19 protein-coding genes are annotated in these 20,597 nt (G+C 65.4%); 16 read left to right on the top strand and 3 right to left on the bottom strand.

What is annotated here, in order from left to right; translation table 11 throughout:
- Positions 1-90: 90 nt before the first annotated feature.
- Positions 91-2,355 carry a ribonuclease R gene (rnr, locus tag AC07O3_RS09270; protein ID WP_371258766.1) on the top strand — a complete coding sequence of 755 codons (2,265 nt, stop codon included), beginning with the start codon at positions 91-93 and terminating at the stop codon, positions 2,353-2,355.
- A 60-nt stretch (positions 2,356-2,415) separates the two neighbouring features.
- The gene (locus AC07O3_RS09265; RefSeq protein ID WP_093056536.1) at positions 2,416-3,180 is read left to right on the top strand and encodes an SDR family oxidoreductase; all 765 of its coding nucleotides are present in this window, start codon (positions 2,416-2,418) and stop codon (positions 3,178-3,180) included.
- A gap of 10 nt (positions 3,181-3,190) precedes the next feature.
- Here AC07O3_RS09265 and AC07O3_RS09260 read toward each other — a convergent pair whose 3' ends face one another.
- On the bottom strand, positions 3,191-4,651 hold the full coding sequence (locus tag AC07O3_RS09260; protein WP_495339140.1) for an NAD(P)H-hydrate dehydratase: 1,461 nt from the start codon (positions 4,649-4,651) through the stop codon (positions 3,191-3,193).
- A gap of 41 nt (positions 4,652-4,692) precedes the next feature.
- On the opposite strand from AC07O3_RS09260, the gene AC07O3_RS09255 reads away from it, so the two are divergent.
- A complete protein-coding gene (locus AC07O3_RS09255) occupies positions 4,693-5,121 on the top strand; it encodes a hypothetical protein (RefSeq protein WP_495339139.1) in 429 nt (142 codons plus the stop codon).
- Here the strand turns inward: AC07O3_RS09255 and AC07O3_RS09250 are convergent.
- Both AC07O3_RS09250 and AC07O3_RS09245 read right to left on the bottom strand, forming a co-directional pair.
- Positions 5,111-6,364: a D-amino acid dehydrogenase gene (locus AC07O3_RS09250; protein WP_258354482.1), complete on the bottom strand. Its 1,254-nt coding sequence runs from the start codon at positions 6,362-6,364 to the stop codon at positions 5,111-5,113. The genes AC07O3_RS09255 and AC07O3_RS09250 overlap by 11 nt on opposite strands.
- A 56-nt stretch (positions 6,365-6,420) precedes the next feature.
- On the bottom strand, positions 6,421-7,743 hold the full coding sequence (locus AC07O3_RS09245; protein ID WP_495339138.1) for an amidase: 1,323 nt from the start codon (positions 7,741-7,743) through the stop codon (positions 6,421-6,423).
- 211 nt (positions 7,744-7,954) lie between these two features.
- On the opposite strand from AC07O3_RS09245, the gene rpsB reads away from it, so the two are divergent.
- From rpsB to lpxA, 13 genes are all read left to right on the top strand, one after another.
- Positions 7,955-8,710, top strand: coding sequence for a 30S ribosomal protein S2 (gene rpsB / locus AC07O3_RS09240; RefSeq protein WP_093056541.1), 756 nt, complete (start codon positions 7,955-7,957; stop codon positions 8,708-8,710).
- An 82-nt stretch (positions 8,711-8,792) separates the two neighbouring features.
- Positions 8,793-9,716: a translation elongation factor Ts gene (gene tsf / locus AC07O3_RS09235; protein WP_093056542.1), complete on the top strand. Its 924-nt coding sequence runs from the start codon at positions 8,793-8,795 to the stop codon at positions 9,714-9,716.
- Positions 9,717-9,811: 95 nt separating this feature from the next.
- Positions 9,812-10,534, top strand: coding sequence for a UMP kinase (gene pyrH / locus AC07O3_RS09230; protein ID WP_093056543.1), 723 nt, complete (start codon positions 9,812-9,814; stop codon positions 10,532-10,534).
- 11 nt (positions 10,535-10,545) lie between these two features.
- A complete protein-coding gene (frr, locus tag AC07O3_RS09225) occupies positions 10,546-11,106 on the top strand; it encodes a ribosome recycling factor (RefSeq protein ID WP_093056544.1) in 561 nt (186 codons plus the stop codon).
- Positions 11,107-11,114: 8 nt separating this feature from the next.
- Positions 11,115-11,834 (top strand): polyprenyl diphosphate synthase, encoded by a 720-nt coding sequence (gene uppS / locus AC07O3_RS09220; RefSeq protein WP_093073873.1) that lies wholly within the window; start codon positions 11,115-11,117, stop codon positions 11,832-11,834.
- A gap of 19 nt (positions 11,835-11,853) precedes the next feature.
- A complete protein-coding gene (locus tag AC07O3_RS09215; RefSeq protein ID WP_093056546.1) occupies positions 11,854-12,699 on the top strand; it encodes a phosphatidate cytidylyltransferase in 846 nt (281 codons plus the stop codon).
- Positions 12,696-13,886 carry a 1-deoxy-D-xylulose-5-phosphate reductoisomerase gene (ispC, locus tag AC07O3_RS09210; RefSeq protein ID WP_495339137.1) on the top strand — a complete coding sequence of 397 codons (1,191 nt, stop codon included), beginning with the start codon at positions 12,696-12,698 and terminating at the stop codon, positions 13,884-13,886. The genes AC07O3_RS09215 and ispC overlap by 4 nt, the downstream gene beginning before the upstream one ends.
- Before the next feature lie 33 nt (positions 13,887-13,919).
- Complete coding sequence (rseP, locus tag AC07O3_RS09205) at positions 13,920-15,293, top strand: RIP metalloprotease RseP (protein ID WP_495339136.1); 1,374 nt, start codon at positions 13,920-13,922, stop codon at positions 15,291-15,293.
- A 39-nt stretch (positions 15,294-15,332) separates the two neighbouring features.
- Positions 15,333-17,765, top strand: coding sequence for an outer membrane protein assembly factor BamA (gene bamA / locus AC07O3_RS09200; RefSeq protein WP_093073879.1), 2,433 nt, complete (start codon positions 15,333-15,335; stop codon positions 17,763-17,765).
- On the top strand, positions 17,766-18,311 hold the full coding sequence (locus AC07O3_RS09195; RefSeq protein ID WP_093056550.1) for an OmpH/Skp family outer membrane protein: 546 nt from the start codon (positions 17,766-17,768) through the stop codon (positions 18,309-18,311).
- Between the two features lie 14 nt (positions 18,312-18,325).
- On the top strand, positions 18,326-19,303 hold the full coding sequence (gene lpxD / locus AC07O3_RS09190) for a UDP-3-O-(3-hydroxymyristoyl)glucosamine N-acyltransferase (RefSeq protein ID WP_093073881.1): 978 nt from the start codon (positions 18,326-18,328) through the stop codon (positions 19,301-19,303).
- Positions 19,304-19,326: 23 nt separating this feature from the next.
- A complete protein-coding gene (fabZ, locus tag AC07O3_RS09185; protein WP_013541729.1) occupies positions 19,327-19,776 on the top strand; it encodes a 3-hydroxyacyl-ACP dehydratase FabZ in 450 nt (149 codons plus the stop codon).
- Positions 19,777-19,805: 29 nt separating this feature from the next.
- Entirely contained in the window at positions 19,806-20,594 is a 789-nt protein-coding gene (gene lpxA / locus AC07O3_RS09180) for an acyl-ACP--UDP-N-acetylglucosamine O-acyltransferase (RefSeq protein WP_093073883.1), read from the top strand.
- Positions 20,595-20,597 lie beyond the last annotated feature (3 nt).

The raw sequence follows: 20,597 nt of genomic DNA, 5'->3' as shown, positions 1-20,597 counted from the left end.
CATCTGGGCCCACAGAGCTGCCGAAGCAGCAATGTTTTGAATTTCAGGAAAGAAGGAGATCATATCAAAAATAATGTCACTTCCAGCGGCTTGCTGGACGAATTCGAAGGAACTGTTCAAGGACATCGCGATGGGCACGGCTTCGTGCAGCGCGACGACGGTGAAGCAGACATCTACCTGCCGCCGAACGAAATGCGCGCGGTGTTGCACAAGGACCGCGTCAAGGCGCGCGTCGTGCGTCAGGACCGCCGCGGTCGCCCCGAAGGGCGCGTGGTGGAAATCGTCGAGCGTCCCGAGCAGCCCATCATCGGCCGCCTGTTGCACGAAGGCGGCATCTGGCTCGTTGCACCGGAAGACAAGCGCTACGGCCAGGACGTCCTGATTCCCAAGGGCGCAACCGGTCCCGCGAAGGTGGGGCAGGTGGTTGTCGTGCAACTCACCGAGCCGCCGGCTCTGTTCGGCCAGCCCGTTGGCCGCGTGAAAGAAGTGCTGGGCGAGATCGACGACCCCGGCATGGAGATCGAGATCGCCGTACGCAAGTACGGCGTGCCGCACGAGTTTTCCGCGGAGTGCCTGGCCGAAGCCAAGGCATTGCCCGAGAAGGTCCGTCCCGCCGACAAGAAGGGGCGCGTCGACCTCACCGACATTCCGCTTGTCACCATCGACGGTGAAGACGCGCGCGACTTCGACGACGCCGTGTACTGCGAACCCGCGAAGGTGGGCCGCGGCAAGGGCTGGCGCCTGCTGGTTGCCATTGCCGATGTCAGCGCCTATGTGCAGACCGGCTCGGGCATCGACATCGACGCCTACGACCGCGCCACCAGCGTGTACTTTCCGCGCCGCGTGATTCCGATGCTGCCCGAGAAGCTGTCGAACGGCCTGTGCTCGCTCAACCCCGAGGTCGAGCGCCTGTGCATGGTGTGCGACATGCTGGTCGCGGCCGACGGCGAGATCTACGCGTACCAGTTCTACCCGGCCGTGATGTTCAGCCATGCGCGCTTCACGTACACCGAGGTGGCTGCCATCCTCGGCAACACGCGCGGCCCCGAAGCTGCCAAGCGCAAGGACCGCGTCAAGGACCTGCTGAACCTTGCCGACGTCTACAAGGCGCTGCTCAAGCAGCGCGGCAAGCGTGGCGCGGTCGACTTCGAAACCACCGAGACGCAGATCATCTGCGACGACGCCGGCCGCATCGAAAAGATCGTGCCGCGCACGCGCAACGAGGCGCACCGCCTGATCGAAGAGGCAATGCTCGCGGCCAACGTCTGCAGCGCCGACTTCATCGCCGAAGGCAAGCACCCGGGCCTGTACCGCGTGCACGAAGGCCCGACGCCCGAGAAGAAGGAAATCCTGCGCGGCTATCTGAAGGCCATGGGTGTCGGCCTGAGCATCACCGACGATCCCAAGCCGGGCGAGTTCCAGGCGATCGCCGATGCCACCAAGGAGCGCCCCGACGCGCAGCAGATCCACACCATGCTGCTGCGCTCGATGCAGCAGGCGATCTACACGCCGATCAACAGCGGCCACTTCGGCCTGGCCTACGAGGCCTACACGCACTTCACGAGCCCGATCCGGCGCTATCCGGACCTGCTGGTGCATCGCGTGATCAAGGCGATCCTGTCGAAGACGCGCTACCAGCTGCCGATGCTGCCCACGCCCGGCGAGGCGCATGCCAAACTGGCCAAGCGGCTCGCGTCGCGTGTGAAAGCGCCAACCAGCAAGCCGCAGAAGGCCACTGTCGCTCCCACCAAGGAAGTGCTGGCATGGGAAGCCGCAGGCCTGCATTGCAGCGCCAACGAGCGCCGCGCCGACGAGGCCAGCCGCGACGTCGAGGCCTGGCTCAAGTGCAAGTACATGCGCGAGCATCTCGGCGAGGAATACGGCGGCGTGGTCACTGCGGCCACCACCTTCGGCATCTTCGTCACGCTCGACGCGATGTACGTCGAGGGCCTGGTGCACATCACCGAGCTCGGCGGCGAGTACTTCAAGTTCGACGAGATGCGCCAGGAGCTGCGCGGCGAGCGCACCGGCATCCGCTATGCCATCGGCACGCGGGTGCGGGTGCAGGTGAGCCGCGTCGACCTGGACGGCCGCAAGATCGACTTCCGCCTCGTGCGCGAAGGCGAAGAGCTCACGGCCCGCGCCATGAAGGACAAGGGTGCGGCATCATCGGGCGTGCCGGTCAAGGCCTCGGCCAAGCGCAGCACGCGTCACAAGGCTGAGGCCGGCAACGCCGAGTCGCGCGCAGAGCGCGGCTCCTCGGCCACGGCCGGGCCGCAGTCGGCGATGCAGGCCTTCAAGTCGGCGGTCAAGAAGGCCGCCAACAAGATGAAGGGGCGCAAGCCGCGCCGCTGAAGCAAGCCTCGCACGTCGCACGAACCATCGACAAACCGAAAAGAGAAAGAGACAGACAGCATGAGCGCTGAAGACAACAAGGGCCGCATCGCCATCGTCACGGGTGCGGGTTCCGGCATCGGTCGCGCCGCCGCGCTGGCGCTGCTGGGTGACGGCTGGAGCGTGGTTCTGGCGGGGCGCCGCCTGGAGCCGCTGGAACAGGTGGCGCAAGAATCGGGTGCCGGTGCGCGCGCCTTCGCGGTGTCGACCGACGTGTCCAATGCGGACTCGGTGCAGGCCCTGTTCGCCGCCACCGTCGAGCGGTTCGGCCGCGTCGACCTGCTGTTCAACAACGCCGGCGTGGGCAACCCGCCGGGCCCGTTCGAAGACTGGACGCCCGAGCAATGGCAAGGTGTGGTCGACATCAACCTGACCGGCATGTTCTTCTGTATCCAGCAGGCGTTCCGCACGATGAAGGCGCAGACGCCGATGGGTGGCCGCATCATCAACAACGGCTCCATCTCGGCCACCGCTCCACGGCCGAACTCGGCCGCCTACACGGCGACCAAGCACGCGGTCGAAGGCCTGACCAAGACCGCGTCGCTCGACGGCCGCAAGTACGACATCGCCGTGGGGCAAGTGGACGTGGGCAACGCCATGACCGAACTGGCCGCGCGCATGGCCAAGGGCGTGCCGCAAGCCAACGGCGAACTCGCGATCGAGCCGCTGATCGACGTCAAGATCGTGGGCCAGTCGGTGCTCTACATGGCGAACCTGCCGCTGGAGGCCAACGTGCTGTTCCACACCATCATGGCGACGAAGATGCCCTTCGTCGGGCGCGGCTAAAAAGCTCGCGTCAGGCGGGCGCGCGGCGGGCCAGCGTGCCGGCCGTGAGCGGGGCTGCATCGGCCGGCCATGTGTCGGCGATGTGGCCGTGTTGCCAGACGGCTTCGCGTGCTGCTTCGAAAGCAGGCTGGCGCATGGCCAGCGCCGCGCCGATCATGCCGGCCAGCACGTCGCCGGTGCCTGCAGTCGCGAGGCTGGCATTGCCGGTCAAGTTGATGACTGGCAGGGTTTCGGCGGCGCCTGCAATGACGGTGCCCGAACCCTTGAGCACAACCACGACACCGAAGCGTGCGGCGAGTTGGCGGGCTGCGGCTAGCCTGTCGGCCTGAACGTCGCCGACCGTACAGCCCAGCAGGCGCGCAGCTTCCAGCGGATGTGGCGTGATCACGGTGGGCGATCCGCTTTTCCCCCGGGACGTCAGCTGTGCTTGCAGCGCGCCATCGGCTGCGATGGCGTTGAGCGCGTCGGCATCGAGCACCAAAGCGGCCGCCGTCGAGAGCACGCGCGGCAGCAGTTCTCGCACCGCCTCCCCACCGCCGCAGCCGCACACCGCCGTCATGCCTGACAGGTCGAGCGTTCGGGCGTCCCGCAGCATCAGTTCGGGTTGGGCGGTGTCGACGGGGGCCGCGCTCGGGTCGAGCAATCCGACGAACACGCGTCCCGCGCCGCCATGCAGTGCCGCCGAGCCGGCCAGCAAAGCGGCGCCCGCCATGCCGGACGCTCCGCCGATCACCGCGACATCGCCGTAGCTACCCTTGTGCGAGGCATGGGTGCGCGGGTGCGCATCGGGTTCTCCCGCGATTCGGGCCACCGGTTGATCCTTGAACGCGCTGCAACCCAGATCGTCGAACCACACCGTGCCCGCCGCATCGCGGCCCTGGGCAGTGAACAGGCCGGGCTTCAATGTGAGAAAGGTGATGCAGGTGCGGGCCGACGCTTGCACGTGGTCGATGCCGCGGGGTAGGGTGCCGGTGTCCGCATTCAAGCCCGATGGCACGTCGACGCAGAGCACGGGTTGGCCGCTCGCATGCATCTTCGCCAGCCACTCGGCCATCGTGCCTTCGGGCGGCCGCGTCGATCCGATGCCGAGCAGCGCGTCGATGGCCAGTTCGTAGGCTGAAGGCGGCGTCGATGCAAAGGTGACGCCCGCATCGCGGGCACGCTGCAGCGAAGCCTTGGCGTCCGGTGGCAAGCGGCTTTCATCTCCCAGGAATGTGACTGCCGGAAAGAAGCCTCGATGACGCAATTGCGCCGCAGCCTCGAAACCATCGCCGCCGTTGTTTCCCGGCCCGCAAGCCACCCAGATCGTCCGCGCATGCGGCGCAATCGCCATCGCGAGCCGCGCTACCGCAAGGCCGGCGCGCCGCATCAGCGTGTGGGCGGGCAGGGCGGCCGCCGCGGCATGCTCGATTCGGCGCGTGGCGGCGATGTCGAACAACTCGGCAGCGGTGGCGGAGGTGATGCGTTGCATCGGCGCATTGTGCCGCCGTGCTGTCTCCCTATCATCCGGGGATGAGCTTCAAAGGCGTCGGTTGGCTGCTTGTCCTGCTTTTCGCGGCGCTTGTCTTTTTCTTCGCTGCGACGATGGCGTGGATTGCAGGGCTGGGATGGGTTCTGGGCCTGTTGTGCGCCGTATGGGGCGTCTTCCTGCTGGCAGAGCTGAAGCGGTGGGTGTCTCTGCGGGACGTGGCCTGGGCCGCCAATGTCGGCTTCGGCTGCAGCGTGATCCGGTGGTTCGACGTCCCGGGTGAAACTGCTTCCGGCCTGATGCGTCTGGCCCTGCTGGGTGCCGCTGCGCTGTGCCTGATTTTCTTTGCGCTGCTCAGCCCCGGACTGCTGGGATGGATTGCGAGCAGGCTTCGCCCACCGCCGGAGCCCGCGCTGCCTGTAGAGCAGCCTGCGAGCCCCGAGGCCCTGCGTCGGTGGGGTCCTAAAGACTGAGCCGTTCGACCCCGAGTCCTTCGAGGTCGATGCCCGGGTCCTGTCCAGCGATCAGGTCGCCCAGTACGCGCGCGCTGCCGCACGACAGCGCCCAGCCGCTCGACCCATGGCCGAGGTTGAGCCACACGCCGGGAATGCCGCTGGCACCCAGCACCGGTGGACCGTCCGGCAGCATTGGCCGTGCGCCTTTCCATTGCTGGACGCCGGACTGCAGCGTGGCTGCGCCCGGGAACCAGTCGTGCAGCACCTTGTAGAGCGTTTGCACCGCGGCCGGGTTCATCGTGTCGAGCGAGCCGCCGATCTCGGCGCTGCCAGCCACCCGCACGCGTTGGCCCAGGCGGGAGATGGCGACCTTGTAGCGTTCGTCCATCACCGCGCTGCGCGGCGCGTTGAGCGGCTCGCGGATCGGCGCGCTCACCGAATGGCCGTAGACCGGGGCCATCGGGATGCGCAGGCCCAGCGGCCGCAGCAGCGTGGCCGAAGCCAGGCCGGCGCACACCACGACTGCGTCGTAGCGCACGGGGTCGGAGCCGCTCGCCAGCGACAGCGAGGTGGGCGCCGCGCGGCTCAGCGGCGCGATGTCGCAGTTGAAATGAAACTGCGCGCCGAACGACTCGGCCTCCCACTTGAGCAGCAGCGCGAACTGGCGGCAGTTGGCCACTTCGTCTTCGGGCAGGTGGATGGCGCCTGCCAGCGGGGTGTCGGGGTTGAGGGCGGGCTCGATCAGCCGGGCCTCGTCGGCGTCGATTTCCTTGAAGACGCTGCCCGCCGAGCGCAGCACCTCCAGCCCGGCTTGCACCAGTTTCTTGTCGCGCTTGGAACGCAGCAGCACCAGGTAGCCGTCGCTGCGTTCGTAGCTGAGCTCGCGCGCCTCGGTCACCTCGTGCAGCCGGTTGCGGCTGTAGAAGGCCAGGCGCTGCATGCGGGCGCGGTTGGCCAGGTAAGTTTCGAGCTTGCAGGCTTTCTGCCAACGCGACAGCCAGCCGAGATCGCGCGAGCCCAGCGGCCAGCGCAGCTTGATGGCGCCGTGCGAGGACAGCAGCGAGCGCAGCACCTTGCCGCGCATGCCGGGGGCGGCCCACGGCGTGACGTACCCGGGAGCGACCACGCCGGCGTTGGCGAAGCTGGCTTCTTCTGCGGCGGCGCCCCTGCGCTCGAACACGGTCACTTCATGGCCGTCGGAAACCAGTTCCCAGGCGGTGGTGACGCCGATGATGCCGGCGCCCACGATCGCGATTTTCATTGAATGTTCTGAATAAGAGAGATGGCTGACGCCCGTGAGGTGGGCCGTGTCAGCTGTTAATTTTGCAGCGCGCGCTCGGTCTGGAGTGCTACAGCAAGCACGGCGTCGTCGTGCAGCGCGGCATGCCACAGCATCAGGCCAACCGGCAGTTCGCCGTCGGCGTGGCAGGGCAGCGAGATCGCGCAGCCGTCGAGCATATTGATGATCGACGGGTTGCGCAGCAACAATGCATTGACGCGGAAGAATTCGTCGTCACGCTCGGCGCCCGGCGCCACGCTGGCGATGGATGGTGCGGTGATCGGCACTGTCGGCGACAGCACGGCGTCGAACGGGGCGAGCGCGGTTTCGACTCGGGCGATCCAGTCGCGACGGGCATTGATCAGGTCGATGTATTCATGCGCCTTCATCGTGGCGCCGCGCAGGATGCGTTGGGCCACGCGCGGGTCGTAGCCTGCGCCGCTGCGCTCCAGCAGCAGGCGGTGCCAAGCGTGCGACTCGGCGGCGGAGAAGCCGCCGGTGGCGTTGATGGTGGCCAACTCGGCGAGTTCGGGCAGTTCGATTTCCACGATGCGGGCGCCGGCTGCGCGGAGCGCCTTCAGCGAGCGCTCGAAGGCGGCGGCCACGTCGGGCTCGATGCCGTCGAAGAAGACGTTGTTCACCACGGCCAGCCTGTAGGCGGCCAGAGGGGCGTTGCCGGCGGTCACTCGCCGGGCCGCGAGGATCTCGTGCGCGGTGATGGCGTCGCGAACCGAGCGCGTCATGGCGCAGACAGTGTCCAGAGTGGTCGAGAGCGGCAGCGCGCCGTTGGCGGGCGTCAGCCGGGCCGTGTTCTTGAAGCCGACGATGCCATTCAGCGCCGCCGGGATGCGGATCGAGCCACCGGTGTCGGAGCCCAGGCCGATGAACGCGGCCCCGCTGGCCACCGAGATCGCGGCGCCGGATGACGAGCCGCCCGGAATGCGCGGCGTGGCGGCATCGCTCACGTTGGCCGGCGTGCCGTGATGCGGGTTGACGCCGACGCCCGAGAAAGCGAATTCCGTCATGTTGGTGCGGCCGGTCAGCACGCCGCCCGCGGCGCGCAGCCGCGCCACGGCAAGGGCATCGGCCCTGGCGACTGGTGCATGGGCCAGGACCACTGAGCCGGCGGGCGTTGGCTGACCTTCGATGTCGAACAGGTCCTTGGCGGTGAAGGCGAGGCCCGAAAGCCGGCTGTCGGGGTTCGACGCAGCGGCCGCCTGGCGGGCTTCGTCGAACATGGTGCGGGTGAAGACGTGCGCGCAGACCGGGGACTGGGCGATGCCGATGGCGCGCTCCATTTCGGTGCGTGCATCGGAGCCACCTGCCAAAAGGTCGAGACGGGTGGCGTGAAGGTCGTTCATGAGTGGGGCAGAGGCTGTGCAAGCAGCTCGGGTTCAGGGAGGAGGGGGGCGGCGGCCGTGCTATACTCTTTGGGTTTCGCTGGCTGAGCGACGGCTCCCGTTGCACCCAGTCAAACACATCCGCAAACCGGCCCAATCAAGGTGTTGTGACTCCATTCAAAAAGAGCACAAAACGGGCTGGATTTTAGACCCAACCTTTGGAGTAATTTCAATGTCTACCACCATGCGCGAAATGCTGGAAGCAGGTGTCCATTTCGGTCACCAAACCCGCTTCTGGAACCCCAAGATGGCCCCGTACATCTTCGGCCATCGCAACAAGATTCACATCATCAACCTGGAAAAGTCGCTCCCGATGTTCCAGGACGCGATGAAGTACGCCAAGCAGCTCACCGCCAACCGCGGCACGATCCTGATGGTCGGCACGAAGCGCCAGGCCCGTGAAATCGTGGCGGCAGAAGCCCGTCGCGCCGGCGTGCCCTTCGTTGATACCCGCTGGCTCGGCGGCATGCTGACCAACTTCAAGACCGTCAAGACCTCGATCAAGCGTCTGAAGGACATGAAGGCCCAGCAGGAAGCCGGCCTCGACTCGCTGAGCAAGAAGGAGCAACTGACCTTCTCGCGCGAAATCGAGAAGCTCGAAAAGGACATCGGCGGCATCCAGGATATGGCCGCGCTGCCCGACGCCATCTTCGTGATCGACGTGGGCTTCCACAAGATCGCCGTGGCCGAAGCCAAGAAGCTCGGCATTCCGCTGATCGGCGTGGTTGACTCCAACCACTCGCCCGAAGGCATCGACTACGTGATCCCTGGCAACGACGACTCGTCGAAGGCTGTCACGCTGTACGCCCGCGGCATCGCCGACGCGATCATCGAAGGCCGCAACAGCGCCACCGGTGACGTGGTCAAGGCCATCGCCGAAGGCAATGGCGACGAATTCGTCGAAGTCGAAGAAGGCGCTTCGGCCTGATTGGCGCGCCTGCGAGCCTGAAGAAGGGGCTTTGGTGCCCCTTTTTTTTAACCTGATTTTTGGATTTACGGAGATACCACAAATGGCTGCAATCACCGCAAGCATGGTCGGCGAACTGCGCGCAAAGACCGACGCGCCGATGATGGAGTGCAAGAAGGCCCTGACGGAGGCCGACGGCAACATGGAAAAGGCCGAAGAGCTGCTGCGCATCAAGCTCGGCAACAAGGCTGGCAAGGCATCGGGTCGCATCACCGCTGAAGGCGTGGTCACGGCTTTTGTCGACGGCGCTGCCGGCGGCATGATCGAAATCAACTGCGAAACCGACTTCGTCACCAAGAACGACAGCTTCCTGGCCCTGGCCAACGCCGCCGCCATGCTGGTCGCGAAGAACAACCCCGCGGACATCGCTGCGCTGGGCGCACTCGCCTATGAGCAAGACGGCTTCGGCCCCACGCTCGAAGACGTGCGCAAGGGCCTGATCGGCAAGATCGGCGAGAACATGAGCTTCCGCCGCTTCAAGCACTTCGCTGGCAACGGCAAGCTGGCTTCGTACCTGCACGGCACGCGCATCGGCGTGATGGTCGAGTTCGAAGGCGACGACACGTCGGCCAAGGACGTGGCGATGCACATCGCCGCCATGAAGCCGGTCGCCATCCAGGCATCGGACGTGCCTGCCGACCTGATCGAAAAAGAGCGCGCAGTTGCCAAGGGCAAGGCCGACGAAGACCGCAAGACCGCCGAAGCCGAGGGCAAGAAGCCGCAGCCGGACGACATCGTTGCCAAGCGCATCGAAGGCGGCGTGCAGAAGTTCCTCAAGGAAGTCTCGCTGCACAACCAGCCGTTCGTGAAGAACGACAAACAGACCGTCGAGCAGATGCTCAAGGCCGCCAGCACCACGATCAAGGGCTTTACTCTTTACGTGGTCGGCGAAGGCATTGAGAAGAAAGTTGACGACTTCGCAGCCGAGGTGGCCGCGCAAGTTGCAGCGGCCAAGGCTGCTGCTTAAGCCTTTAAGGCTCAACGGCGGTGCGCCCACGCGCGCCGCCGTTTTTTCATCGCTACGTTTTACACTCGTCCCAGTCCAACCAAAGGAAATTGCCCATGTCTGATGCCCGCCCAGCCCACAAGCGAATCTTGTTGAAGCTGTCGGGAGAGGCGTTGATGGGCGATGACGCCTTCGGCATCAACCGCGCGACCATCGTGCGAATGGTGCAGGAGGTGGCCGAGGTCGTGAACATGGGCGTGCAGGTGGCGGTCGTGATCGGTGGCGGCAACATCTTCCGCGGCGTCGCGGGGGGCTCGGTCGGCATGGACCGCGCCACGGCCGACTACATGGGCATGCTGGCCACGGTCATGAACTCGCTGGCGCTGGCCGATGCAATGGACAAACAGGGCCTCGTGGCTCGTGTGATGTCCGCCATTGCCATCGAGCAGGTGGTCGAGCCCTACGTGCGCCCCAAGGCCCTGCAGTACCTCGAAGAGGGCAAGGTCGTGGTGTTCGCAGCCGGCACGGGTAACCCGTTCTTCACCACCGACACGGCCGCTGCGCTGCGCGGTGCCGAGATCGGTGCCGAACTGGTGCTCAAGGCGACCAAGGTCGACGGCGTCTACACCGCCGATCCCAAGACCAACCCCGACGCAACGCGCTATGTCTCGCTCAGCTTCGACGAGGCGATCGCAAAGAATCTCGGCATCATGGACGCCACGGCCTTTGCGCTGTGCCGCGACCAGAAGCTGCCGATCAAGGTGTTCTCGATTCTCAAGAACGGCGCATTCAAGCGCGTCGTCATGGGCGAGGACGAGGGCACGCTGGTGCATGCCTAGGAGTATTTGAGATGACCATTGCAGATATCCGCAATGCGACCGACGCGAAGATGAATCAGTCGCTCGCCGCATTCCAGAACAACCTTACGAAGATCCGTACCGGCCGCGCCAACTCTGCGCTGCTCGACTCGATCCATGTCGAGTACTACGGCTCGCAGGTGCCGTTGAGCCAGGTGGCCAACGTGTCGGTGCTCGATTCGCGCACCATCAGCGTCCAGCCTTGGGAAAAGGGCATGGGCGCCAAGATCGAGAAGGCCATCCGCGAAAGCGACCTGGGCCTGAACCCCGCCTCCATGGGCGACCTGATCCGCGTGCCGCTGCCTGCCATGAGCGAAGAGCGCCGCAAGGAAATGACCAAGCTGGTCCGCAACGAAGGCGAAACCGCCAAGGTCGCCACGCGTAACCTGCGCCGCGATGCGAACGAGTCGGTCAAGAAGCTGGTCAAGGACAAGCTGGCGTCCGAAGACGACCAGAAGCGCGCTGAAGCCGAGATCCAGAAGGTCACCGACCGCCACATCGCGGAAATCGACCGCCTGGTCGCGGCCAAGGAAGCGGAGATCATGGCCGTTTGAGGCCTGTCATGGCCTCTTCAGCGCCACGCATTCCCCACCACGTTGCCATCGTCATGGACGGCAACGGCCGTTGGGCCACGCGGCGCTTCCTGCCCCGCGTCGCGGGGCACAAGCAGGGTGTCGAATCGCTGCGCCGCTGCGTCAGGGCCTGTGCCGACCGCGGCGTGGGCGTGCTCACGGTGTTCGCGTTCTCGTCCGAGAACTGGAATCGTCCCGTCGAGGAAGTCTCCGGGCTCATGGACCTGATGGTCGGTGCACTCGCCCGCGAGGTGCCCAAGCTCAGCGCCGATGGCGTGCGGCTGCATTTCGTCGGCGAACGGGCCGGCCTGTCGCCGAAGATGGTGAAGGGCCTGGTCGACGCCGAGCTGGCCACGGCGCACAACACGCGCATGGTGCTCAACGTTTGCTTCAACTACGGCGGCCGCTGGGACATCGCGCAGGCCGCCGCCAGGCTGGTGGCGCAGGGCGATGCGATCACCGAGGCGAGCCTCGACCGCGCCATGGCGCTGGCCCATGTGCCCGACCCCGACCTGTTCATCCGCACGGGCGGCGAGCAGCGGTTGTCCAACTTCCTGCTCTGGCAGAGTGCCTACGCCGAGCTTTTCTTCAGCGACAAGCTGTGGCCCGAATTCGACGAAGCTGCGCTGGACGAGGCCATTGCCGCGTTCCAGGGCCGTGAGCGGCGCTTCGGCCAAACCTCGGCACAGGTCAAGACCGCCACGGCCTGAGGGCCTGACAACCTCCCGCATGCTCAAACAACGCATCCTCACGGCGATCGTGCTGCTCGCGATCCTGCTGCCAGCGCTGTTCTATCGAAACTACATCCCCTTCGCCTGCGTCATGCTGGTGTTGATCGGCGCTGGCGCCTGGGAGTGGGGGCGTCTGAATGGATACGGCCAGCGGCTGTCGGTGTTTCTCGGCGTTGAAACGGTGGTGCTGTGCGCGCTGTCCTGGTGGCTGGGGCTGCTGGAGCAGCCGTTGGTCCTGATGTGGACCCTGGCCAGTGCAGCTTGGGTGCTGGGCGGCGCAGCGCTGCTGCGAGTGGCGGTGCCGGGCTGGCCCCGTATTCCGCGTGGGCTGCGGTTGGTCGGCGGTTTGCTGGCGCTATGGGTGGCATGGCTTGCCGCAGTGCAGGCACGCATGATCGGCATCAACTTCCTGCTGTCGATCCTGGTGCTGGTGTGGGTGGCCGACGTGTTCGCCTATTTCGCCGGCCGCGCCTTCGGCCTGAAGTTCACCCGCAACAAGCTCGCGCCCGCGATCAGTCCCGGCAAGAGCTGGGAAGGCGTGTGGGGCGGAATGATCGGCGTGGTGGTGCTGGCCTTTGCCTGGGTCTGGGCCGACAAGGCCACCGGCGCGACCGTGGCCAGCCTCTATACCCGTCTCAACGAGCGGGGCTGGTGGCTTTTGCTGCTCGCCGCGCTGTTCCTCGCGGCCATGAGCGTCGTGGGTGACCTCGTCGAATCTCTCATCAAGCGCAGCGCCGGCGCCAAGGACAGCAGCCGGCTGCTGCCCGGCCACGGCGGCGTCCTCGACCGCGTGGATGCCCTCTTGCCGGCGCTTCCCATTGCCATGATGCTGGCTTTCCTGTGAACACACCCAGAAGACAACGCGTCACGGTGCTCGGCTCGACCGGTTCGGTCGGGGTGAGCACGCTCGACGTCATTTCGCGGCACCCCGAGCGTTTCGAGGTGTTTGCCCTTTCGGCGGCTACCAAGGTCGACGAGTTGCTGGCGCAGTGCGCTCAGTTCTCGCCCCGATTCGCCGTGATGGCCAGTGCGCCGCATGCTGCGCTGCTGGCTGAAAAATTGAAGCAGAACAGCCTGAAAACGGTTGTTCTGGCGAGCGATGATGCTCTCGAAACGATAGCGTCTCACGACGAAATCGATGCCGTGATGGCCGCCATCGTCGGTGCGGCGGGCCTTGGCCCTTGCCTGGCCGCCGCGCGCGCTGGCAAGCGGCTGCTGCTGGCCAACAAGGAAGCGCTGGTCGTCGGCGGCGAACTCTTCATGCGTACCGTGCGCGAAGGCGGCGCGACGTTGCTGCCTATCGATAGTGAGCATTCGGCCATCTTCCAGTCGCTGCCTGAAGACCCGTCCACCTGGGCGCGGCGTATTGACAAGATCATCCTGACCGCATCGGGTGGCCCGTTCCGTACTCGTGCGCCGGAAACCCTGGGTACGGTGACGCCCGAGCAGGCCTGCGCCCATCCGAACTGGGTCATGGGCCGCAAGATTTCGGTCGACTCGGCCACCATGATGAACAAGGCCCTCGAAGTGATCGAGGCGCGTCACCTGTTCGGCGTTGCGCCCGATCAGATCGAGGTGGTCATCCATCCGCAGAGCGTGGTGCACTCGATGGTGCAGTTCACCGATGCTTCGGTCATCGCCCAGCTCGGAACGCCCGACATGCGGGTGCCGATCGCGGTGGGCCTGGCTTGGCCCGAGCGCATCGAGAGCGGTGCTGCGCGGCTCGACTTCCGCCAGATGGCCTCGCTGACCTTCGATGCGCCCGACGCGGCGCTCTTTCCCGGACTGGGCCTGGCATGGCATGCACTGCGCGCCGCGCCGGGCACGACGGCGGTGCTCAATGCCGCCAATGAGGTCGCAGTTGAAGCTTTCCTGAACCGCCGCCTGCGTTTTGATTGCATACATGCGGTCAACATGGAAACTTTGGAAAGGGTCGCCCCCTCCAAGCCGGCATCGCTGGCCGACCTGCTGGCGATCGATGCCAGCGCCCGTGCGGCGGCCAATGCCGCGGCGCTGCGTTTCGCAGCCTGACCTGACGACCCTCCGTAGAGACCAAGGACCCCGATGCTGCTCACCGTCATAGCCTTTGTGGTCGCACTCGGTGTCCTGATCGCGGTGCACGAATACGGACACTACCGCGTGGCTGTTGCCTGCGGCGTCAAGGTGGAGCGCTTCTCCGTCGGATTCGGCAAGGCGCTGCTGCGCTGGCAGCCCAAGCGCCAGCATCCGGGGCAACAGACCGAGTTCGTCATCGGTGCATTCCCGTTCGGCGGCTACGTCAAGATGCTCGACGAGCGCGAGGGGCCGGTCGCGCCTGAAGAGCGCCATCGCGCCTTCAACACCCAGCCTTTGCGTTCCCGAGCGGCCATTGTTGCGGCGGGGCCGATCGCCAATCTGCTGCTGGCTGTCGTGCTTTACACGGCCGTCAACTGGATCGGCGTGCAGGAGCCGGTCGCCAAGCTCGCGCGGCCGGTGGCCGCCTCTCTGGCCGAAGCGGCGGGCCTGCGCGGCGGCGAGCACATCACGCAAGCGGGCTTCGATGGCGACCTGTCGCCGGTTCAGTCCTTCGAGGATCTGCGCTGGCGCATGACGCGTGGCGCGCTCGATGGCCATGACCTGACGCTCGAAGTCGCAGGGGAAGCCGGCCGGCCGGCGCGCCAGCTGGTGCTGCCGCTGAGCCGCATGGAGACCAAGGACGCCGATCCGCAGATGTTCCGCAAGATCGGTGTCGTCGCACCCCTGACCCGGCCTGAGATCGGCGAAGTCATGGTGGGTAGTGCGGCGGAAAGCGCCGGCCTGCGCAACGGCGACGTGGTGCGCGCCATCGGCGACACGGCCATCGTCGACGGGCAGCAGCTGCGCGAGGTGATCCGGGCGTCGGTCGATGGTGACCAGCCGCGCACCCAAGCCTGGCAGGTCAAGCGCGGCGGCCAGCCGCTCAAGATCGACGTGAAGCCCGAGGTGCGGGAAGAGGGCGGCGTCAAGGTGGGGCGCATCGGCGCCTACGTTGGTGCGCCGCCCGAAATGGTGACGGTGCGCCAGGGGCTGGTCGACGGTGTCTGGCGTGGTGTGGTGCGCACCTGGGAGGTGTCCGCGCTGACCGTGCGCATGATGGGCAAGATGGTCATCGGCGAGGCTTCGCTCAAGAACCTGAGCGGTCCACTCACGATTGCCGACTACGCTGGCAAGTCCGCAAGCCTCGGTTTTACTCAGTATCTGGTCTTCCTGGCGCTCATCAGCGTGAGCCTCGGAGTCCTCAATCTCATGCCGCTGCCGGTCCTCGATGGGGGACACCTGATGTATTATCTTTGGGAGGGCCTGACCGGCAAGAGCGTCTCCGACGCTTGGATGGAACGGCTTCAGCGCGGGGGTGTGGCCCTGCTGCTGGTCATGATGTCGGTCGCACTCTTCAACGACGTCACACGGCTCTTTGGTTAACTTTCTGCCCGGCCCTTTCCGTGCCGGCTCAATTCTCAGATGAACAAAAACTTCAGTCGCTTTCGCCTGCGTAGCGTTGCCGCGGTGGTTGCCAGTGCGCTCGCAGCCACGGCAGCCTGGGCCGTAGAGCCTTTCACGGTGCGCGACATTCGCGTCGAAGGTCTGCAACGCGTCGAAGCCGGTACGATCTTCGCGTCGCTGCCGCTGCGCGTGGGCGATACCTACAGCGACGAGCGCGGTTCCGCCGCCATCCGTGCGCTGTTCGACCTGGGGTTGTTCAAGGATGTGCGCATCGACGTGAACGGCAACGTGCTGGTGGTGATCGTCGAAGAGCGACCGACCATTGCAGACGTCGATTTCGTCGGCACCAAGGAATTCGACAAGGCCGCGCTGCAGAAGGCGCTGCGCGAAGTCGGCCTGACCGATGGTCGTCCCTACGATAAGGCACTGGCTGACCGCGCCGAGCAGGAACTCAAGCGCCAGTACGTGAGCCGCAGTCTTTACAACGCGCAGGTCGTGACCACTGTCACGCCCATCGAGCGCAACCGCGTCAACCTGACCTTCACCGTGACCGAAGGCGAGTCGGCCCGTATCCGCGAAGTGCACGTGGTCGGCAACAAGGCCTTCAGCGAATCGACGCTGCTGAGCCTGTTCGATCAGGACAGCGGCGGTTTCATGAGCTGGTACACCAAGTCGAACCAGTATTCGCGCGCCAAGCTCAACGCCGACCTCGAAACGCTGCGCTCGTACTACATCACCCGCGGCTACCTCGAGTTCCGCATCGACTCGACCCAGGTCGCCATTTCGCCGGACCGCAAGGACCTGACGGTGACCGTGAACATCAGCGAAGGCGAGAAGTTCGTGGTGTCGAGCGTCAAGCTCGACGGCAACTACCTCGGCCGCGACGACGAGTTCAAGTCGCTCATCACCATCAAGCCGGGCGAGCCCTACAACGGCGAGCAGGTCACCGAGACCACCAAGGCCTTCAACGACTATTTCGGCACCTTCGGCTATGCGTTCGCACGCGTGCAGGCGCGCCCCGATATCGACCGCGCGAACAACCGCGTGGCGCTCACGCTGCAGGCCGAGCCCTCGCGCCGCGTGTACGTGCGTCGCGTCTCGGTGGGCGGCAACAACAAGACCCGCGACGAAGTCATCCGTCGCGAGTTCCGCCAGTACGAAGCCTCCTGGTACGACGGCGACAAGATCAAGCTGTCGCGCGACCGCGTGGACCGTCTGGGCTTCTTCACCGAAGTGAACGTCGAAACGCAGGAAGTGCCCGGCTCGCCCGACCAGGTGGACCTGACCGTCAACGTGGCTGAAAAGCCCACCGGCAGCCTGCAACTCGGCGCCGGCTATTCGAGCGCCGAAAAGGTCGCGCTGACCTTCGGTATCTCACAGGAAAACGTGTTCGGCTCGGGTAACTTCCTGGGCGTGCAGGTCAACACCAGCAAGTACAACCGTACGCTGTCGGTGACCACGACCGACCCTTACTTCACGCCGGACGGCATCTCGCGCACGATCAGCCTCTACCACACCACGACGCGCCCGTATCAGACCTCCACCGATGGCGACTACAAACTGGTGAATCAGGGCGCTTCCATCCGCTTTGGCGTGCCGTTCAGCGAAGTCGATACCGTCTTCTTCGGCATCGGTCTCGAGCGCTATGCGTTCGATCCCAACAGTTCGACTGCATTCTCCGGTCTGTACACGCCGCCGTCTTACCTTGCCTATTTCCAGTGCCAGAAGGATGCCACGGGCCTGCTGGTGGTCAGCTGTGATCAGAAGAGCGTATGGGGCGTTCCGCTGAGCGTCGGCTGGGGCCGTGACAGTCGCGACAGCGCGCTGATCCCGACCACGGGCCGTCTGCAGCGCGCCAACCTCGAAGTGGGCGCGGCCGGGGACATGAAGTACATCAAGACGAACTACCAATACCAGCAGTTCTTCGCGATCAGCAAGCAGTACACCTTCTCGATCAACGGCGAAGTCGGCTATGCCAAGGCGCTCGGCAACAAGGTCTACCCGATCTTCAAGAACTTCTATGCCGGTGGCCTGGGTTCCGTCCGTGGCTTCGAGCAGAACTCGCTGGGGCCGCGCGATGCCCCTCTGTTCCTCCAGAGCGAAGGTGCAGCCCTTGGTGGCACCAAGAAGGCGGTCTTCAATGCCGAATTGAGCACGCCGTTCCCGGGTGCCGGCAACGACCGCACGCTGCGCTTGTACGGCTTCTTCGACGCCGGCAACGTGTTCGGCACGCGTGCCGCTGGCGTGACCGACGAGCAATGGAAGGCCGAGAAGAAGTTGCGCGCGTCGGTCGGTCTGGGCGTCAGCTGGATTTCGCCGCTGGGCCCGCTGCGTCTTGCTTATGCCTTCCCCGTCAGGTCCCAGAAGGAAGTGGGGCAGCCGTTTACAGCCGGGTATATCCCGAAGGATAGAATTCAGCGCCTCCAATTCCAGATCGGAACGTCTTTCTAAATGAAGCATTTGATTCGCGCTGCGGCAGGCGCGTTGTTGATTCCCGCTCTCGCATTCGCTGCGGTGCCCGCCCAGGCGCAGGAAACCTTTCGCATCGGTTTCGTGAACCCGGACCGCGTGCTGCGCGAGGCGCAGCCGGCCAAGACTGCCCAGGCGAAGCTCGAAGCCGAATTCCTGAAGCGCGAGAAGGATCTGACCGCACAAGGCGACGCCCTGAAGGCGGCTTCTGAGAAGTTCGAGCGCGAGGCGCCCACCTTGTCGGAAAGCCAGCGGGTCACGCGCCAGCGCGCGCTGGTCGACCAGGACCGCGACTTCCAGCGCAAGCGCCGTGAATTCCAGGAAGACCTGAACGCGCGCAAGAACGAAGAGCTCCAGCAGGTCTACGAGCGCGCCAACCGCGTGGTGAAGCAGGTGGCCGAGGCCGAGAAGTACGACGCCATCCTGCAGGAAGCGATCTACATCAATCCGAAGCACGACATCACCGACAAGGTGATCAAGGCGCTGAACGCGTCGGTCGGCTCTCCTGCGCCCGCGGCCGGCAAGTAACGCCGCGAACCGGCGTGTCACTGCAGCTCGGAGCCATCGTTGACGCCCTTGGGGGCGAGCTTCATGGCGATGCGGCGCTGTCCATCGAGCGGCTTGCGCCGCTGCAGAATGCACAGCCCGATGCGCTCAGCTTCCTGAGCCATCCCAAATACCAGCAGGAACTGGCGGCCTCGAAGGCCGCCTGCGTGATCGTCTCGCCCGCCATGCGCGAGGCGGCCGCGGCGCGTGGCGCTTTCATCGTCACGCCCGATCCGTACTTCTACTTTGCCCGCCTGACGCAGCTCTGGAAGGCGCATCACGCGCGTCCGGAGGCCGACCGGATCCATCCCAGCGCGGTGATCCACGCCGAGGCGCAGGTCGACGCCACGGCGCGCATCGGTGCGCTGTGCGTGGTGGAGCGGGGCGCACGCATCGGCGCGGGCACGGTGCTGAAGTCGCGCGTGACGGTCAGTGAAGACTGCTTCATCGGCGAGCGCTGCCTGCTGCACCCTGGCGTGGTCATCGGCGCTGACGGCTTCGGCCTCGCGCCGCACGAGGGGCGCTGGGTCAAGATCGAGCAACTGGGTGCGGTGCGCATCGGCAACGACGTCGAAATCGGCGCCAACACCTGCATCGACCGCGGCGCGCTCGACGACACCGTGATCGAAGACGGCGTGAAGCTCGACAACCTGATCCAGATCGGCCACAACGTGCGCGTCGGCAAGAACACCGCCATGGCGGGTTGCGTCGGCGTGGCTGGCAGCGCCACCATTGGTGCCAATTGCACCTTTGGCGGCGGCGCCATCGTGCTGGGCCATCTGACAGTGGCCGACGGCGTGCACATATCCGCCGCGACCGTGGTCACCCGTTCAATTCACAAGGCCGGCCAGTACACCGGTATGTTTCCCATCGATGACAATGCGAGCTGGGAAAAAAATGCGGCAACGCTCAAGCAGTTGCACAGCCTGCGCGAACGACTGAAGGCGCTGGAGAAAGCTCCCTCGAAAAAATGACGACGATGCAGGAACAGAAAATCATGACGACGACGCTCGATATCCATCAAATCCTCAAGCTGCTGCCCCACCGATACCCGTTCCTGCTGGTGGACCGCGTGCTCGACATGGAAAAGGGCAAGCGAATCACCGCGCTCAAGAACGTGACGATGAACGAGCCGTTCTTCAATGGCCATTTCCCGCACCGCCCCGTGATGCCGGGCGTGCTGATGCTCGAAGCCATGGCCCAGGCTGCGGCCCTGCTGTCGTTCCATTCGCTCGACATCGTGCCGGACGACAACACCGTCTACTACTTTGCCGCCATCGACGGCGCGCGCTTCAAGCGCCCGGTGGAACCCGGCGACCAGCTGACGCTCGAAGTCGAAATCGAGCGCATGAAGGCGGGCATTTCCAAGTTCAAGGGCCGGGCCCTGGTGGGCAGCGAACTCGCCTGCGAGGCGACGCTGATGTGCGCCATGCGCCAGATCAGCTGACCCGGCCGCAGCCAGTCGTTTCACAAGGCATGACCCAGGTTCATTCGACAGCACTCGTCGACCCCAAGGCACAACTCGACGCCTCGGTGTCGGTCGGGCCCTATACCGTGATCGGCCCGCACGTGCGGGTGGGCGCGGGTACCACCATCGGTGCGCACTGCGTGATCGAAGGGCGCACGACCATCGGGCGCGACAACCGGATCTTCCAGTTCTCGTCTCTCGGCGCCATACCGCAGGACAAGAAGTACGCCGGCGAGCCAACGGAGCTCGTCATCGGCGACCGCAACGTGATCCGCGAGTTCTGCACCTTCAACCTCGGCGTGCCGGGCGCGGGGGGCGTGACGCGCGTGGGCAGCGACAACTGGATCATGGCGTACACGCACATCGCGCACGACTGCCGTGTCGACAACCACACCACGCTGTCCAACAACACCACGCTGGCGGGGCATGTGCACCTGGCCGACTGGGTCACGGTCGGCGGGCTCACGGGCATTCACCAGTTCGTTTCGATCGGTGCCCACGCCATGCTTGGCTTTGCCAGCGCTGTCACGCAAGACGTGCCGCCCTTCATGCTGGTCGACGGTAATCCGCTGGCTGTGCGCGGCTTCAATGTCGTCGGCCTGCGTCGGCGCGACTTTTCTGCCGAGAGGCTCGCGGCGGTGAAGCAGATGCACCGCCTGCTGTATCGCCAGGGCAAGACGCTCGAAGAGGCGCGCGCGGGCATCGCCGCGCTCGCGACGGAAATGCCGGAAGCGGCAGGCGACGTCGCGCTGATGGAAGCCTTCCTCGCCAACTCGACGCGCGGCATCGCGCGCTGACGT

It is taken from the genome of Variovorax sp. GW821-FHT09D05 (assembly GCF_059416325.1).
The sequence above is the reverse complement of the archived record's forward strand: the minus strand, read 5'-3'. Positions and strand labels throughout refer to the sequence as shown.

Excerpts from the sequence above, each read along its gene's own strand:
- AC07O3_RS09195 (WP_093056550.1), top strand. The coding sequence starts at position 17,766 with ATGAAGCATTTGATTCGCGCTGCGGCAGGCGCGTTGTTGATTCCCGCT.
- rseP (WP_495339136.1), top strand. The coding sequence starts at position 13,920 with ATGCTGCTCACCGTCATAGCCTTTGTGGTCGCACTCGGTGTCCTGATC.
- bamA (WP_093073879.1), top strand. The coding sequence starts at position 15,333 with ATGAACAAAAACTTCAGTCGCTTTCGCCTGCGTAGCGTTGCCGCGGTG.
- AC07O3_RS09245 (WP_495339138.1), bottom strand. The coding sequence starts at position 7,743 with ATGAACGACCTTCACGCCACCCGTCTCGACCTTTTGGCAGGTGGCTCC.
- AC07O3_RS09255 (WP_495339139.1), top strand. The coding sequence starts at position 4,693 with ATGAGCTTCAAAGGCGTCGGTTGGCTGCTTGTCCTGCTTTTCGCGGCG.
- AC07O3_RS09215 (WP_093056546.1), top strand. The coding sequence starts at position 11,854 with ATGCTCAAACAACGCATCCTCACGGCGATCGTGCTGCTCGCGATCCTG.
- pyrH (WP_093056543.1), top strand. The coding sequence starts at position 9,812 with ATGTCTGATGCCCGCCCAGCCCACAAGCGAATCTTGTTGAAGCTGTCG.
- uppS (WP_093073873.1), top strand. The coding sequence starts at position 11,115 with ATGGCCTCTTCAGCGCCACGCATTCCCCACCACGTTGCCATCGTCATG.
- AC07O3_RS09250 (WP_258354482.1), bottom strand. The coding sequence starts at position 6,364 with ATGAAAATCGCGATCGTGGGCGCCGGCATCATCGGCGTCACCACCGCC.
- frr (WP_093056544.1), top strand. The coding sequence starts at position 10,546 with ATGACCATTGCAGATATCCGCAATGCGACCGACGCGAAGATGAATCAG.
- tsf (WP_093056542.1), top strand. The coding sequence starts at position 8,793 with ATGGCTGCAATCACCGCAAGCATGGTCGGCGAACTGCGCGCAAAGACC.
- rpsB (WP_093056541.1), top strand. The coding sequence starts at position 7,955 with ATGTCTACCACCATGCGCGAAATGCTGGAAGCAGGTGTCCATTTCGGT.
- AC07O3_RS09260 (WP_495339140.1), bottom strand. The coding sequence starts at position 4,651 with ATGCAACGCATCACCTCCGCCACCGCTGCCGAGTTGTTCGACATCGCC.
- fabZ (WP_013541729.1), top strand. The coding sequence starts at position 19,327 with ATGACGACGACGCTCGATATCCATCAAATCCTCAAGCTGCTGCCCCAC.
- AC07O3_RS09265 (WP_093056536.1), top strand. The coding sequence starts at position 2,416 with ATGAGCGCTGAAGACAACAAGGGCCGCATCGCCATCGTCACGGGTGCG.
- lpxA (WP_093073883.1), top strand. The coding sequence starts at position 19,806 with ATGACCCAGGTTCATTCGACAGCACTCGTCGACCCCAAGGCACAACTC.